Annotated in this window: 19 protein-coding genes; 11 read left to right on the forward strand and 8 right to left on the reverse strand. The window is 67.4% G+C overall.

Annotated features, from left to right (window positions below):
• Window positions 1–40: 40 nt before the first annotated feature.
• The 5 genes from ACIQFZ_RS18105 to ACIQFZ_RS18125 all read right to left on the reverse strand — a co-directional run bounded on the left by ACIQFZ_RS18105 (window position 41) and on the right by ACIQFZ_RS18125 (window position 4,636).
• Window positions 41–739: a hypothetical protein gene (locus tag ACIQFZ_RS18105; RefSeq protein WP_402691654.1), complete on the reverse strand. Its 699-nt coding sequence runs from the start codon at window positions 737–739 to the stop codon at window positions 41–43.
• A gap of 125 nt (window positions 740–864) precedes the next feature.
• Entirely contained in the window at window positions 865–1,467 is a 603-nt protein-coding gene (locus ACIQFZ_RS18110; RefSeq protein ID WP_402691655.1) for a hypothetical protein, read from the reverse strand.
• 15 nt (window positions 1,468–1,482) lie between these two features.
• Window positions 1,483–2,556 carry a hypothetical protein gene (locus ACIQFZ_RS18115; protein ID WP_402691656.1) on the reverse strand — a complete coding sequence of 358 codons (1,074 nt, stop codon included), beginning with the start codon at window positions 2,554–2,556 and terminating at the stop codon, window positions 1,483–1,485.
• A 392-nt stretch (window positions 2,557–2,948) separates the two neighbouring features.
• Entirely contained in the window at window positions 2,949–3,992 is a 1,044-nt protein-coding gene (locus ACIQFZ_RS18120; protein WP_402691657.1) for a hypothetical protein, read from the reverse strand.
• A complete protein-coding gene (locus ACIQFZ_RS18125; protein WP_402691658.1) occupies window positions 3,980–4,636 on the reverse strand; it encodes a hypothetical protein in 657 nt (218 codons plus the stop codon). The genes ACIQFZ_RS18120 and ACIQFZ_RS18125 overlap by 13 nt, the downstream gene beginning before the upstream one ends.
• 632 nt (window positions 4,637–5,268) lie before the next feature.
• Between ACIQFZ_RS18125 and ACIQFZ_RS18130 the strand changes: the two genes are divergently transcribed.
• The 11 genes from ACIQFZ_RS18130 to ACIQFZ_RS18180 all read left to right on the forward strand — a co-directional run bounded on the left by ACIQFZ_RS18130 (window position 5,269) and on the right by ACIQFZ_RS18180 (window position 13,136).
• Window positions 5,269–5,997, forward strand: coding sequence for an SAF domain-containing protein (locus ACIQFZ_RS18130; RefSeq protein ID WP_402691659.1), 729 nt, complete (start codon window positions 5,269–5,271; stop codon window positions 5,995–5,997).
• Window positions 5,998–6,013: 16 nt separating this feature from the next.
• Entirely contained in the window at window positions 6,014–7,012 is a 999-nt protein-coding gene (locus ACIQFZ_RS18135; protein ID WP_402691660.1) for a hypothetical protein, read from the forward strand.
• On the forward strand, window positions 7,009–8,316 hold the full coding sequence (locus tag ACIQFZ_RS18140; RefSeq protein WP_365416584.1) for an ATPase, T2SS/T4P/T4SS family: 1,308 nt from the start codon (window positions 7,009–7,011) through the stop codon (window positions 8,314–8,316). The genes ACIQFZ_RS18135 and ACIQFZ_RS18140 overlap by 4 nt, the downstream gene beginning before the upstream one ends.
• A 35-nt stretch (window positions 8,317–8,351) precedes the next feature.
• On the forward strand, window positions 8,352–9,281 hold the full coding sequence (locus ACIQFZ_RS18145) for a type II secretion system F family protein (protein WP_376402253.1): 930 nt from the start codon (window positions 8,352–8,354) through the stop codon (window positions 9,279–9,281).
• Complete coding sequence (locus ACIQFZ_RS18150) at window positions 9,278–10,201, forward strand: type II secretion system F family protein (protein ID WP_365416586.1); 924 nt, start codon at window positions 9,278–9,280, stop codon at window positions 10,199–10,201. Before ACIQFZ_RS18145 ends, ACIQFZ_RS18150 begins: the two co-directional genes overlap by 4 nt.
• Window positions 10,202–10,245: 44 nt before the next feature.
• A complete protein-coding gene (locus ACIQFZ_RS18155; RefSeq protein WP_100569654.1) occupies window positions 10,246–10,497 on the forward strand; it encodes a hypothetical protein in 252 nt (83 codons plus the stop codon).
• 126 nt (window positions 10,498–10,623) lie between these two features.
• On the forward strand, window positions 10,624–11,097 hold the full coding sequence (locus tag ACIQFZ_RS18160; RefSeq protein WP_365416588.1) for a TadE family protein: 474 nt from the start codon (window positions 10,624–10,626) through the stop codon (window positions 11,095–11,097).
• On the forward strand, window positions 11,098–11,526 hold the full coding sequence (locus ACIQFZ_RS18165; RefSeq protein WP_383057306.1) for a TadE/TadG family type IV pilus assembly protein: 429 nt from the start codon (window positions 11,098–11,100) through the stop codon (window positions 11,524–11,526).
• A 41-nt stretch (window positions 11,527–11,567) separates the two neighbouring features.
• Window positions 11,568–11,984: a pilus assembly protein TadG-related protein gene (locus ACIQFZ_RS18170; protein WP_365416613.1), complete on the forward strand. Its 417-nt coding sequence runs from the start codon at window positions 11,568–11,570 to the stop codon at window positions 11,982–11,984.
• Window positions 11,985–12,030: 46 nt separating this feature from the next.
• The gene (locus ACIQFZ_RS18175; protein WP_402691661.1) at window positions 12,031–12,537 is read left to right on the forward strand and encodes a hypothetical protein; all 507 of its coding nucleotides are present in this window, start codon (window positions 12,031–12,033) and stop codon (window positions 12,535–12,537) included.
• An 8-nt stretch (window positions 12,538–12,545) separates the two neighbouring features.
• The gene (locus ACIQFZ_RS18180) at window positions 12,546–13,136 is read left to right on the forward strand and encodes a hypothetical protein (protein ID WP_402691662.1); all 591 of its coding nucleotides are present in this window, start codon (window positions 12,546–12,548) and stop codon (window positions 13,134–13,136) included.
• On the opposite strand, the gene ACIQFZ_RS18185 is transcribed toward ACIQFZ_RS18180, so the two are convergent.
• The 3 genes from ACIQFZ_RS18185 to ACIQFZ_RS18195 all read right to left on the reverse strand — a co-directional run bounded on the left by ACIQFZ_RS18185 (window position 13,128) and on the right by ACIQFZ_RS18195 (window position 14,711).
• On the reverse strand, window positions 13,128–13,748 hold the full coding sequence (locus tag ACIQFZ_RS18185) for a hypothetical protein (protein WP_402691663.1): 621 nt from the start codon (window positions 13,746–13,748) through the stop codon (window positions 13,128–13,130). The two genes, ACIQFZ_RS18180 and ACIQFZ_RS18185, sit on opposite strands and share 9 nt — an antisense overlap.
• A complete protein-coding gene (locus tag ACIQFZ_RS18190; protein ID WP_402691664.1) occupies window positions 13,745–13,942 on the reverse strand; it encodes a DUF397 domain-containing protein in 198 nt (65 codons plus the stop codon). Before ACIQFZ_RS18190 ends, ACIQFZ_RS18185 begins: the two co-directional genes overlap by 4 nt.
• 109 nt (window positions 13,943–14,051) lie before the next feature.
• The gene (locus tag ACIQFZ_RS18195; protein ID WP_402691665.1) at window positions 14,052–14,711 is read right to left on the reverse strand and encodes a hypothetical protein; all 660 of its coding nucleotides are present in this window, start codon (window positions 14,709–14,711) and stop codon (window positions 14,052–14,054) included.
• Between the last annotated feature and the right edge of the window lie 90 nt (window positions 14,712–14,801).

Here is a 14,801-nt window from a genome sequence, read left to right on the forward strand (position 1 = left end):
GTCCGCTGGCGGATCGAGCGCAATTAAGCTCGACGGCAGATTACTTGTCTCCAACCAGAGCGAAGGCGAACGCCAGCCGGCGGTCGACCCAGTCCGCCTGGATCTTTACCTTTGCGCCACCCTCTGATGTCATGACGACCTCGTCCCCGGCCAGCCGTTCCAGATTCCGGGCCTTGGAGGTTGGCCTTCCGTCCGTCCCCGCGTAGAACAAGGCGCTGTCCACTGCTTCGAAGGTGGCACGGATGGCTACGCGCGCAACTGCCTGGCCCGTAGTTCCACTGGCCCATTCGTTACGGCCGATGATTGTGGGATGGCCGGGTTGGTCGATTCGCCAGGTGTGTTTGAAAGGGCGCTTCGGTGGAATGCGGCGAAGGGTCCCGATGGCCTGTTGCTCTGAGTCGCGCACGACACAGTGCTTTTCCCTTTTTACTTCCTGAGGTTCCTCGACGTAACACAGTAGGTACTCGGCGTCGATGTCCTCGTAAAGCGTCAGTTCAGGGCGAGATGGAAGATTTGGGACGGACGATGAACCCAGGAACGCACACGGGGCGAGGGTAGGGCAGTCGCTGCTGCCAGTCGGCACGCGCACGGCTGGCTTACCCCACACCGAACGCAATCGCTTGGGCGACTTGGGGCGCTCGACGGAGCTGATGACGAACTCGCGCACGCTCGCCCACGGCGTGGGCTCCACCGGTGATTCCTCCGGCGCCTTTGCCCTCTTGCGTCTGTCGAATGCCACTCGTGCCTCCAAGATCAGCGGTGATGGAGTGCCCACCAGGCTGTACCTATGTCGAACGTCGGCCAAGCCAGGAACGTGGGCCCAACGGCAACGCGGGTCCTTGGCTCTGTGGGAGTCAACCCGCACTAATGCTTGGTACATCGTGATGCCGCTGATACGCCGCCGACCCGGATGTCCTTGTGCGCCGCGACTGGGGTCGCGGTGCGGTTCGCGGGCGATGCCGACAGTTCACGCAGCGGTGTCGACGTACGAGACGGTGAGGGACAGCCCGGTCGAGAAGCGCTGTACGCCGCCGTCTCCGGGCAGCCGGAACCCGCCGCCCCGCAGTAGGTGCAACCCGTCCGGCGAAGCCTTACCCACGCGCACCGGGCTCTTGTCCTTCGTCGTCGCCTCTCCACCCCGGCTGCAGACCGTCGACGGCAGGCGTGTCGCGCAGGTTCGAGGTCAACCCGCCCGTGCATTTTCCTGTCCATCTGTGTCTGCTTCTGCCGCGCCTTCTCCACCAGTTGGTTCTCCTCGGCCGGGAACGAGTCGAAGAGTGTGCGGAGCCGTTTCATGCGGCCGTCGTGCTCGGCGTGCCAGTTGTCGGCCTTCTTGCCGATCCAGGTCTTCGGCATCATGTTCTCGACGTTCGTCATGGCGGTGCGAATGCTACTGACCGCACTTTCGATCGCGTTCATGTCCTGGCGGCACATATAATCCAGGCGGTCTTCCTGTGGTATCCCCATGAGCGCGTCTCACTCCTATTTCGTTGCGACTTTCAGTACAAATGGAGCGTTGCCTGCCATGATGAGACCCTCTGGCGAATAGGCCACCGCCCACGGCATCGGGCAAGGGAGCTTCAAAGAGTCCACCAAGTGCCCTTCCCTGCACTCGGAGTGAGAGGTCCGATGTGGGGCCTTGGCCACGAGCTTTGCCTTGCCAGAGGCCATGTGAAAAACATAATCGGCCGAGTGGCCCGCAGCCCGGACGTAGACTCCGTTCCCGTCATCTCCGGTCATCCATGTCACGTCGAGTGCGGCCGGTTCCTCCGTCACTCCTGTGATCCGCGGAGGGAAGGAAAGCTTCGCGGTGGATCCGTCCTGGTGAATGGCCACGACTTCACCGAGCTTTTCGGATGTTTGGTCAGCCGAGATGCGAGCAAAGACGGTGCCTGACTGATCCACAGCGCTCCCGTCGCCGATGACGGCACGTCCGGACTTGCCGGGTGCGTTCCTCTCTCTCGGCACCTGGTAAGCACGTGTCAGGCGCCCTGCCTTGAGCTGCCAGATCACGTCGCCTTCAGAGAACAGGATGGAGCCGTCGGGCCTGGTTCCAAAGGGATGCGGCAAGTAGTCGCTGAAGTGGTATTCCTTTGCCGCGGCTGTTTCCGGAACCGGTTGTCCGAGCTTCCTGGATTTGCCCGGCGCGCCAGCGAGGACGAAACTCCTTCCGTCGGCCTGCATCCGCAAGACTTGGCCGCCCTTGCCGACGACGAATGAGTTCTCGGACTGGACGATCAGCCCGCCGGCGCCGTGTACCTCGTCATCGAGAATGCTCTTAGCTTTGTGATCCTTTTCGATTACAACCAGCGATGCGCTCAGGCCGTAAACCCTCCCGTCGGGACCGGCGGCCAGCCCGTCAGGGGCGCCATCGAATCCAAGCCAGGCGCTGCCTGCACTCCCGGTATGCCCCGCCTCGGCGTTGAGTAGTACCTCGGTCTGCCCATTGGTCGGCTCCTTCCACTTGTCATCGCTGTGTCCCAGGCAGCCTCCCGAAGTGAGCAGGACGACCGCGACCGTTCCGGCTGCCAGCCACCCCCTGCTGCGTCGCGTCACGGTCGAACTCCATTTCCAAGTACAGACACTTCAGCCGGCCCCGCGACTAAAAGAATCTCTCAGACCAACGACGTGCTGTCCCTGGGGCAGGACCGGCGATGGCGGAAGCGGCCCTGGGGGCGCATTGCCCTCTCTTCACTGGCCTTTGACGAAAAAAACCAGCACTTGCACTCACAACGAGCCCTAGAGAGCGCTACTCCCCATGAAACAGATCTGCGTACTGCTATGGCAGCGGTCCGCGAGACGGTTGCGCCCGGGTCGTGAGGTTGAAGCCCAGTGCGCCCTCGCACGCCGCCGCCTGCACATCCGGTTAGACGCTCCTGGGTTGCAGTCGTCTCTTCGAGAACAGCCCGTCATCGCCTCAGCCTCATTTTCGACAAGACATCAGTTGCTCAACGGTTGATGGCCTGAATCTCCTGGACGGTGACGTCTTGTGTCGCCCCGAAGGTGCCATCGGGAAGCTCTCCGCCGGCGCCACCAGTGCCGGTCCAGTTGATCCTCCAGGTGATGGTCGCCTTGAGGTTGTACGTTCCGTTGCCGGAGGACCGGAGGTACTTGATTCCGCAGGGAGGTGTTTGACCTGCCTTGCCCCTCGCGTACGGCTCGCCGATCGAATCGTCTGCGTTGAGCGTGCACTCTCCGGAGGCCGGGTAGGTTTCCGCATCGGCCGTGCCGGGTTCGAGTTTCAGGGCAACGGGCTTGGCTGTGGTCGTGGCCTGGATGGTGACGCCGGCGGCGTTGAGAGAGGCGGTCACGGATACCTCTTTGAACTTGGCCTTGTCGAGCCAAGCCCAGGTGGGGAGGTTGACCTTGGTCACGTCCTGCGGTGCGAGGGTGACCTCGATGTCGGGGAGCAGGATTCTGTTGTAGGCGAGCTCCGCCAGAACCTTCGGCGTGACGGCGTTCTGCACGGCTGGGGTGCCGCCGTTTTGGACCCAAAAGGGCAGCTTGCTGCAGGTGAACGCGTCTGGGTCGTCAAGGCGGTTGGGGTCCTGGATCGCGACCCACCAGTTGCCTTCGCCGGCCTTGTCAAGATTGTAGTTCTTGTACTTGCCATCCTTGTAGATGTCCCGGAACTGGCCCGTTGCCGCCTTGGCATAGTTGGGCTGACCTGGGTCGTTGACGACCTCGCCGTACTGGCTCTCGACGTGGTTTTGGAAATCCTTGGCCGAAACGGGTTCGTACCAGCACGCGGGCGGGTTCCAATTGCCGACAGGGGCTACGTTGCCAGTCGAAGTGCCGTTGGTCCCACCGGCGCTGCCGGAATAGGTGATGTGTGACTCGAGCGAGTGCCCCGATCTGGTTCCCGACGTTTTCACGCCGCCGTCGGAACCGCCCGGACCACGCGTCGCATAGGCGGGGCTCGAGATCAGCAGGCATGCAGTGGCTAGGAGGCCGATTGCAGCCGCCCCGTGGTGCGACCTCACGGCGTGCACTTCGCGCTCCCCCTGTCGGAAACGAGCTCCGTCGTCTGCCAGACGTCGTCCTTGTTCCTCTTCAGGTGGGTGTTGTAGTACACGTACGAGTCGTTGTCTGCAGGCGTCTTGTCGACTTTATGCGTCTTCCTGTCCTTGTTGAACGCCTTCGACTCATCCGTGCAGAACGTCACCCCTGCGGAGGTCTTGCTGTAGATGACCACATTGGGGTTGTAGTACCGCACAGTGCCCGTGTAGGTGATCCCGGCTTCCACAAAGGACTTGACCCACCTGGCGCCGCTGACGAGAGCGTTCCCCTGCCGGTAGAACGCGAGAGCCGGCTCGTCCGGGTTCCCCTTGACGATTGCGTAGTTGGTAGCGGTCTGCGCACGGCCGGCATCGGCGAGGATGGCGTCCTTGGTCGGATCGCCTGTATGCCAGCTCTCGAAGTCGTCCTTGACGTCGCTGGGTAGCGTGATGTCTGGTCGATGAGGGTCGTCGGAAGCGTCGGCGCCCGGCGATGGCGATGTTTGCGTATCGCGGGTGTCGGCCCCTCGGATCGTGTCGTTGGCCTTGGAGTTGCCGCCTCCGCCACCGCAAGCCGTCGTCAACAGGGCTGCGGTTGCGGCCAGCGCAGCAGCAACGGGCAAAGAGCGACGCTTCACTGTGACTCCTCGTGGGCAATGAGTTAGTCGGAGAGTTTGACGGTATCGGTGCGGCGGTTGCTTCCGCCAAACTGAGCCCCTCTCCGGGTAGGCCGCCTGCGGGAGTTGGTTCATCGCATGCGCCAGTGGGGCGCAGGTCGGCTTGTCGAGCGTGATCTCCGTTCGAACAGGCCGACAGTGACGGCGGCCAACGTGGGGATGGTCAGGGGCGGCGGTGCTTGCGTCATGGGGGAGATCGCGGCCTGACCGGTCTGCGGCTTCGTGAGTAATTCGTGCAGGGGTCGTGGGCGCCTGATGGTCGAGGGGCCGGCGGCCTTAGGGGTGCCCACCACCGGGGCGGTGAGGGATTTGCTGCCGCGCACACGGGAGGGGGTGATTCGCCTATGCTCAACCGGGCTGTCTTGCAGCGCCGTTGCAGACCGGTAACGGCAAGTCGGCTGTGTCCCCCGGGGCCTGACTCGCCTTGAGGGGCTTATGTGCGGCTGATACCGTGCGATGGCTTGACACTCGCCCCCGCGCCGGATAGTCGCGACAGCGCCCGGATCGCTGGTGAAGTGTCCGGGTTTGCAGCCTATGCAAAGAGCTTGTCAGAACGTGGCATACGACATCTTGGGTGTACGGGGAGCGGTTGCGTGAAGATCCAGGAGCGTACGGGGGCGGGCGCGGGACGTTCCGCGGCTCCGGCTCAGCCGTCGGTCGGTGACCGGCTTCCCACGGCGCCTCGCGAGCGCAAACCGGCCCTCGCGGCCCTGGCGGTGCTGCTCATCCTGGTGGGCGCGCTGGGCGCCACGATGCTCGTGCTCCAGGCCGGGGACCGGATCGAGGTCGTCAAGGTGACGAAGGACATCCAGGCCGGAGAGTCCGTCACCTCCGATGACGTGACCTCGGTGATGGTGGCCGCCGACGGCTCCATCGACTACGTCCAGTGGTCGCAGCTGGGCGCCCTCAAGACCCTCAAGGCCAAGTCCACCATCTACGCGGGCACGGTCGTGGTGGGGCAGATGTTCGGCGCGAAGAGCAGCCTGCCGGCCGGCAAGGCCTCCGTCGGTGTCGCCCTCAAGGAGGGGCAGTACCCGTCGGGCATCAAGAGCGGCGACATCGTCGCCGTCTACCGCGTCGGCGACAACTCCGCCAGTTCCAGCTCCGGTTCCGGCGGGAGCAGCGGCTCCACGGGCTCGTCCGCCGGTGGCAACCTCATCGTCGACAAGGCGCGCGTCAGTTCCAGGAGTGACAACAGCGACGCCGCCGTGAGCACCGGCAGCCTGTCGCTGACGCTCCTCGTCGACCAGTCCGACGCCGCCGCCGTGGCCCAGGCCGCGTCCGCGGGTTCCGTCGCCGTCGTCGTCGTTCCCGGCAACTGAGGGCGGCAGCGCACCCATGGCCCTCATCGCACTTGCCGCCGACAAGGGTTCGCCCGGCGTCACCACCGCCGCCGTCGCGCTGGCCGCCGTCTGGCCGCGGCGCGTGCTGCTCGCCGAGACGGACCCGGCCGGCGGCGACCTCGTCTACCGCAGCGCCGCCGCGCACGGCGGGCCGCTCAACCCGAACGTCGGCATGCTGTCCATCGCCGCGACCGCCCGCCGCGGACTCGTGCCCGACCAACTCTGGGATCACGTGCAGCCGTTGAGCGGTGGCCTGGAGGTTCTCGTCGGGCTCGGCATCGCCGAGCAGGCCGCCGGTCTCGCCGGGCTGTGGCCCACCCTGGGCCACGCCTTCGCCTCGCTCGCCGACTCCCCGAACGCGCCCGCCGACGTCATCGCCGACTGCGGCCGGATCAGCGGGGACACCCCCGCCGTGGAACTGTTCCCGCACGCCTCCCTCGTCCTGCTGATCTCGCGCACCGAGCCGGAGGCCATCGCCCGCGTCCGTGACCGCGCCGCCGCGCTGTCCACGAAGCTGCACGGTGGCCCTCGCGGTGCCGCCAGTCTGGCGACCCCGGTGGTCGGCGTCGTCCTGGTCGCCGACCCGAACACCGCGGGCAAGGTCTCCGGCCAGGTCAACGACATGCTGGTGCACGCCCAGACCGGTGCCCGCGTCGTCGGCACCATCGCCGACGACCCGGCGGGCGCCAACCAGTTGGCCGGGCGCAGGCGCGGACGTCTGGACAAGTCCTTGCTGATCCGCTCGGCCCGCAAGGTCACTGCCGACCTGTACCAGCAGTACGGCGCCGCCTGGGCCGTATCCGCACAGGCGCAGCAAGCCCATCAGGCTCAGCAGGCAAACCCGGGTCAGCAGGCGCCCCAGGGTCAGCAAGCGCACCAAGCTCAGCAGGCGTACCAGGGGCAGCACGCCCCCCAGAGCCATCAGCCTCACCAGCACCAGCCCCATCAGCCCCACCAGGGCCAGGCGAACGGTCAGGCGGGGGCCGGGCGATGACCGCTGTCGACCACCAACTGGTCAAGCGGTTCCGGCAGGACGCCGGTGACCGTATCGCCGAGCAGCGCCGCCTCGACCAGGTCAACGGCGTCACGCCGATGTCCAGCGAGGACGAGCGGCAGTACGCCCGCGCGGTCATAGCCCAGATCCTGGAGGAGTACGCCCGCGCCGAGATCAACGCGGGCCGTACGCCGTTGGACGCCGAGACCGAGGAGCAGTACGCCGCCGCCGTGCACGCGGCGCTGTTCGGCGTCGGCCGGCTCCAGCCGCTGCTCGACGACCCGCAGGTCGAGAACATCGACATCAACGGCTGCGACCAGGTGTTCGTCGGGTACGCCGACGGGCGCGAGGTCAAGGGCGAGCCGGTCGCCGAGACCGACGAGGAGCTGATCGAGCTCATCCAGGTGCTCGGCGCCTACTCGGGCCTGTCGTCCCGCCCCTTCGACTCCGCCAACCCGCAGCTCGACCTGCGGCTGCCGGACGGTTCGCGTCTGTCGGCCGTCATGGACGTGACCCGCCGGCCCGCGCTGTCCATCCGCCGGGCCCGGATGGGCAAGGTGTTCATCTCCGACCTGGTCGGCAACGGCACGCTCGCGCCGGAGCTCGGGCACTTCCTGGCCTGCGCGGTCCGCGCCCGCAAGAACATCATGATCGCGGGTGCGACGAACGCCGGAAAGACGACGCTGCTGCGCGCCCTCGCCAACGAGATCCCGCCGCACGAGCGGCTCATCACGGTCGAGCGGGCGCTGGAACTCGGCCTCGACACCTTCCCCGAACTGCACCCCAACGCGGTGGCGTTCGAAGAGCGGCTGCCCAACTCAGAGGGGCAAGGCACCATTTCCATGGCCGAGCTGGTGCGCCGATCCCTCCGTATGAACCCCTCCCGCGTCATCGTCGGTGAGGTGCTCGGCGACGAGATCGTGACCATGCTGAACGCGATGTCCCAGGGCAACGACGGCTCGCTGTCCACGATCCACGCCAACAGCTCCAGCGAGGTCTTCAACCGCATCTCCACCTACGCGCTGCAGGCGACGGAGCGGCTGCCCATCGAGGCCAGCCAGATGCTGATCGCGGGCGCGGTGAACTTCGTCGTCTTCATCCAGCGGCGCAACAACTTCCAGACCGGCGGTCGGCTTCAGCGCATGGTGACCTCGGTCCGCGAGGTCAACGGCGTCGACGGCCGCGTGCTGTCCAGCGAGGTGTTCGCCGAGACGCCCGACGGCCGGGTCGTGCCGCACGCGCCCATAGCCTGCCTGGAGGACCTCATGGCGCACGGGTACCAGCCCCACGGAACCTGGGGGTGACCATGATGTCTGCCGCACTGGCCCCGCTCGGCTCCATGGGGGGCCTGTTCTCCACCACCGTCCTGTACTCGATTGGTTCCGGCGTAGCCGTCGGCGGCGGTCTCGCCCTGCTGGTCGTCGCCGTCCGCGGACTGCCCGCCAAGCCCGAGCACGAGAAGCAGCGGGCGAGCCGGCGGGCGAGTGAACTGATCCGCTTCGCCGGGCAGCGCGGCTCCGTCGCCGCTCTCGTCGGCCTCGCCGTCCTGCTGCTCACCCGGTGGGCGGTCGCCGGCATCGCGGCCGGTGTCCTTGTCTTCTTCTGGGACCGCCTCTTCGGCGGTGCGGCGGAGGAGCGGGCCGCGATGCGCCGAGTGGAGGCCCTGGCCTCCTGGACGGAGTCGCTGCGCGACACGATCGCCGGCGCGGTCGGCCTGGAGCAGGCTATCCCGGCCTCTGCGCGCGCCGCCGCCCCGATCCTGCGCCCCCATCTGGACGCCCTGGTCGACCGGTTGCGCGCCCGCACTCCACTGCCCGACGCGCTGCAACTGCTCGCCGACGAGATCGACGACGCCTCCGCCGACATCATCGTCGCCGCGCTCATCCTCAACGCCCGGCTGCGCGGCCCCGGTCTGCGCCAAGTCCTCGGCGCCCTGGCCAAGTCGGCGCGCGAGGAGGTCGACATGCGCCAGCGCGTGATGGCCCAGCGGGCCTCGACCCGGCGCTCGGTGCAGATCGTCGTCGCCGTCTCCGTCGCCTTCGTGCTCGGACTGTCCGTCTTCAACCGCGACTTCGTGTCGCCGTACGGCACCCCGGTCGGCCAGTTGGTCCTCGCGGTCGTCTGCGGTCTGTTCGCGCTCGGCTTCTGGTGGCTGCGCAAGCTGTCCACGATCGAGACGCCCGAACGCTTCCTGGTGCGGGACGAGGCGGCGGTGCAGTTCGTACGGCCGCGCACGCCCGCCCAGCAGGAGGAAGGGGTACGCCGGTGAACCTGACGATGCCGGTCGTGGTCGGAGCGGTCCTCGGCCTCGGCGTCTACGCCCTCGTACGCGCCCTGATGCCGTCCCGGCGGAGCGCGGTCTCGCAGGTCGCGCGGATCGACGCGATGCGGGCGCGCGGCGCGGCGTACGAGACGCGGCACCAGGCCCGGGAGGAGACGGGCCGCTTCGGCGCGTTCCGCGCCCAGGTCGGCGCGCGCGTCGCCGAGTTCTACCTTCAGCACGGGTGGGAGCAGCGCTCGTTGCGCGCCGATCTCGCGGTGCTGGAGCGCAGCTGGGAGAGGTTCCTGGCGACGAAGGTGCTGCTGTCGGTCGGGGGGCTGTTCTTCGGTCCGCTGCTGTTCGCCGTGGTCTACACGCTGGGCTTCGGACGCAGCCCGGTCATCCCGGTCTGGCTGGCGCTGCTGTGCGCTGCGCTGTTCTTCTTCCTGCCCGATCTGGAGATCCGGCGGGACGCGGCCGACAAGCGCCGTGACCTGCGCCGTGTCATCGGCGCGTATCTGGACCTGGTGTCCATGAGCCTGGCCGGCGGCCGGGGTCTGCCGGAGGCGCTGATGGCGGCGGCCGAGGTGTCCGACGGCTGGGCGAACCAGCGGATCCGCAACGCCCTCGCCGACGCCCGGATCACCGGCATCAGCCAGTGGCAGGCGCTCGGGCAGCTCGGCGAGGAGCTGGGTGTGGAGGAGCTGAAGGACCTTTCGGCCTCCCTGGCCCTGGTCGCGGACGACGGCGCGAAGGTGCGCGAGTCGCTCGCCTCGCGCGCCGAGACCATGCGCCACCGCGAACTGGCCGAGATCGAGGGCAGCGCGGGTGAGAAGTCCCAGTCGATGCTCGTGGCCCAACTGCTGCTGTGCGCGGGTTTCCTGGTGTTCCTGATCTTCCCGGCGGCCATGCGGGTGTTCCAGGTATGAGCCGCCCCTGCCAACTGCTTTGAATTCGAGAGGAAACGACTGTCATGAACGGACGAGACTTCCACACCGGGATTCCGGCCGTGGACTTCCTGGTCACCTTCCTGGGCGGCCGTGTGCAGCGCGCCCGCTCCGGCGAGCTGGACCGTGGTGCCTCCGCGGTCGAGTGGGTCATCATCTCCGCGGTCGTCGTGGCGATCGTCGGCGTGGTGGCGGCCATCATCAACTCCGCGCTGAGCGAGGGCGCCAACAAGGTGGGCAACTGCATCAAGGGCGCGGACGCGGGCAAGACCTGCTGACCGTGCGTACGGCGGTCGCGCGTGCGGCGAGTGCACGTGCGGCGAAGTGCACGTACGGCGAGCGTACGTAGGACGTGCGCACGTACGACGAGCGTACGACGAAGAAGCGCAACGGGGTGGACGGGGATGCGGGCGGACGTGGGCGGACGGGTGCGACACGCGGTACGCCGCAAGGTGCGGGCCGCGCGTGAGGCGACAGCCACCGGCGGCGACCGCGGGATGACCGCGATCGAGTTCGTGCTGCTCACCCCCGTGCTGTTCTTCATGATCTTCGCGACGGTGCAGTTCGCGTTGTACTTCTTCGCCGACCACGTCGCCCAGGCGGCGGCCCAGGCCGGCGCCCGCAAGGCCCGCGCCACGGCCGACGAACAGCCCGGCGCCTGGCGGGGCGAGGCACGGAACGTCGTCGACGCCTACATTCGCCAACTGGGCCCGCAACTGGTGCTGTCGCCGGACGTGAAGATGCTGCAGCCGGAGCAGAACACCGTGGGCGTGGAGATCTCGGCGCGGATCCCGACGGTGTTCCCAGGCCTGAATCTGACGGTGCACGCGCAGTCGTCGGGGCCGGTGGAGAGGTTCGTGCGGGAGGACGGGAACTAGATGAACCGCCCTTCCTGGAGACCTGTTTCGTCCGCCCGTGACGACAGCGGCCTGTCCACCGTGGAGGTCGTGATCCTCGCCCCGGTGATGATCCTGTTCATCCTGGTGCTCGTGGCCTTCGGCCAACTCGTCGAGGGCCGCGGCGCGGTCGACGGCGCGGCACGGGACGCGGCACGCGCGGGCTCGATCCAGAAGGACCACCCGACGGCCATGGCCGAGGCGCGCAGGGCGGCGGAGGCGGACCTGGCGGACGTCTGCTCGGGACCGGTCTCGGTGGTGCAGACGAGCGCGGGCTTCGCCCCCGACACCCTGTTCACGGTCGAGGTCAGCTGCGAGGTGCGCGGCCTGGCGTCGCTGGGCCTGAACATCCCGACGACGCTGTCCGCAAGCTTCAGCTCGCCGCTGGATCCCTTCCGGAGGTCGGCGTGAGGCATGCCCGACAGACCTGGTGGCAGGCCCGTCGCTCCCGGATGTCCGACCGTGGCTCGGGCGCCGGCGCGGTCATCATCTTCGCCCTGGTCTTCCTCGCCCTGTCCGCCTTCGTCATCGACGGCGGCCTCTCCATCTCCAAGCGCGAACGGGCCGCGGACATAGCCGAACAGGCGGCCCGCTACGCCGCCCAGGACATCGACCGCGAGGCCCTCTACAACGACGAGGGCGGCCCGGCGCCGATCAACTACGGGAATTGCGACGCCCGCGTGAAGGCCTTCGCCCGGGAGATGAGCATGACGGGCGCCGACATCGCCGCGAGCCACTGCGTGGCAGCCGACGCCGACCAGGTACAGGTCGAGATCCAGTTGACGTATTCGCCTGTCTTCACCGGCATGTTCTACGGCGGCAACGTGGTGGTCCATGGCCGCGCAGTGGCCAAGAACGAGGTGGGGTGACGGCATCCATGAGCGATCAGCAAGCGGACATCGACCGGGTCACCCGGTGATCTCCGAGCCGGCGCTCGTGGAGCGCCAGTTCCACGGCATCGACAACGCGCCGCACCTTAAGGAAGAACTCCGCAGGGACCTGCAGCGCGGCGCGGCCAAGGCCCACCGTAGCGGTGGCATCGAGCTGTACCTCAGCCTCCAGGAGGTCGGCCCCTTCACCATTCCGGCCTCGCTGCTGGTCACCCTGGCGCCACTGCGACACCCCGAGCCGGTGCCGCTCGAAGCCTTGGCGCAGCGGTTCGTCGACGACGGCGAGGGATCGGTGACCATCGAGGAACTGCGCTCGGGCCCCGCCGTCCGGGTCCGCAGGCTCATGCCGCAGGGCAACGACGAGGAGGGCACCGAGCCCCCGCACAACTCGCTCTCGGTGGAGTACCACCTCCCGATCCCCGGTACGACCGCGTTCCTGCTGCTGACCTTCTCCACACCGATCGAGGCGATCGCAGACGCGATGGCCGGACTCTTCGACGCGATCGCCGACTCGCTGACCTGGACGGAGTGACCGACACCATGACCGACGACCTTTCGAACCTCGGACTGGAGCTCTCGGAGGACTGGGTGCCCTTCCCCGCCGCCGGGAGCGTGGACCTGGTCTCCTGGGCCAAGCAACAGGGCGCGGAACTCGCCGAGCGATACGCGCAGGACGGTGCCCAGGGCGATGCCCGCCGCCTGGCCCGGAGTCTCAAGCGCACGGTCGCCGACTGCTACACCCGCGACACGCTGGCCTCCTTCGGCTGGTACGTGAGCGGCCACGAGACGGTGGCGGCCATCATGGAACTCGATGCCATCCACCCCGACGAGACGTTCCCCGAGGTCACCCTCGACCTGCTGGTCGAGCACATGTCCGGCCACGACTTCGGCGAACCGGACGTATGCGAGGTACGGCTCCCCCTCGGCGACGCCGTCCGTATCCGTCAGAACCTCATCGGCGAGAAGAAGGGCTTCTTCGGCCCACGCCCGGTGGTCCACACCGTGTTCTACGGCGTCCGCCCGGACGGCATGGAGACGGCCCTCACGATGCTGGTCTCCTGGACGGAACCGGTCCTGGACGAGCCGGCCGAGCAGATGGCCGACAACATCGCGAAGACGCTCTCACTCTGACAGCAACCGCCGGTACGCCGCGATACGCCGACGCATGAAGACCCTGGAGGCTCCGAGCGTGAGCAGAAGAGCCGCGACCGTACCGGTTGCGACACGCAGTCCTGCGGCGTGCAGCTCGCCGTTCACCAGCAGAACGAGAAGAACGACGAGCGGGATGCCGATGAGCGCCGGCCGCAACGGCTGCCGCCCGATCGCACTGTAGTAGTCGATGGCGATCCTGGCGTGCAGCAGCTTCACCTCGCTTCGCGCCTCCGGCAGCGTCAGCACCGGCACAGGCCAGGAACGCATTCCGGGCAGCCGGCCGCCGTCGGTGGCATCGGGAAACCGTTCCCTTGTACGCGCGGCCCGCTCAGGCTCGTCCGGCAGGCGCCGGAAGACGAAGAAGGGCGTGCCGGACTCTCGCAGGTCTGGATCCAGCCCGGCGTAGCGGTAGCCGTACTGCTCGGCAAGGTACGCGAACTGTGCGAACTTCCAGAGTGACGGCCACGGGATCTGTGTTGAGTACGAAAAATCAACTTCGATCGGAGCGTTTGATGCGCCCAGGGATTCGACGTACGCGACGTCCTGTGCTGTTTCGCGTAGGAGCTTCTTCAGGTGCCGCCGCAGGCTCAAATCTCCCCTTTCGCCGTTTTGAGCGAGTCGCGGAACGTGGCGAAGGCTGCCGCCGGGAAGGAGAGGGTGGCTCGGGCGGGAGCTTTTGAGTCGCGGACAGCTATGCGGGTGTGCAGGTCCGCTATCTCCACGCAGGTGTTGCCGTCACCCCCGCCGGAGAACGACGACTTCTGCCAACGGATGACCTGCTCCATGCGGGCGCCTCACAGCTCCTTCGTCAGGTGGTGGATGAAGTCCCGGCAAGCCAGGGGCTCCAGCGCCGCCTTCTCCACTCTGTTGAGCAGGGCACGGAAGCGTGCCAGCTCAGCAGCCACCCCTCTTCGCACGGGTGGAGACGTTCTGCCAGACTCCGCCGGCGTTCTTGGCCAGTGTGACGCTGTAGAAGACCTTCGGGTCCCAATGCACGGGATTCCCTTGAACCTCCTTCGTCTTGCGGTTCCTGGTGTAGGCCTTGCTCTCGTCCGTGCAGTACGTCACCACGGCACGCGTCTTCTGGTCACCGAGAAGGATGGTCTTGGCGGCGTAGGCCGGCAGTTTGCCGAAGACGGTGACGTCCTTGCTCGTATAGGTCTTGATCCACTGTCGGTCCTGTGACAGACCCGGCTTGGTGTCGTAGAAGGCGAGGGCGTCGCCGCCATCCGGTTCATTGGCGATGATCGCGGCGTAACCCGCTCGGAGTTGTTCCTTGGTGTCGTTGAGGATGGCCTGTTCGATGCTGTCACTGCTCGTCCAGTTGTCGAACGTCAGCTGGAACTCCGTCGGGAGCGTGACGTCGGGGCGCTGAACTCCGGACGCCCGCGGTGCCGCGGCGGAGGGCGACGGGCCGCCCGCCGCCGTCTCCACTCCGTTGATGTCGCCCGGCGTGGTGTTCCTGCCCCCGCCGCACGCGGTCAGCGTGAGGGCCGCAATGGCGGTAAGTGCGATGAGCGTGCTGGCGGTTGCGGGTAGCGCGCGGCGGGCCACGGTGGATCTCCCCCGGAGGACGACGACGTATGCAGCGGGCAAGGAAGCTATCAGGGGCGACAGGGGAGGATTCGGCTGCTCGGCGGTGGG

The sequence above is a fragment of the Streptomyces sp. NPDC093064 genome, from assembly GCF_044754605.1.
In the GTDB taxonomy this organism is placed as follows: domain Bacteria; phylum Actinomycetota; class Actinomycetes; order Streptomycetales; family Streptomycetaceae; genus Streptomyces.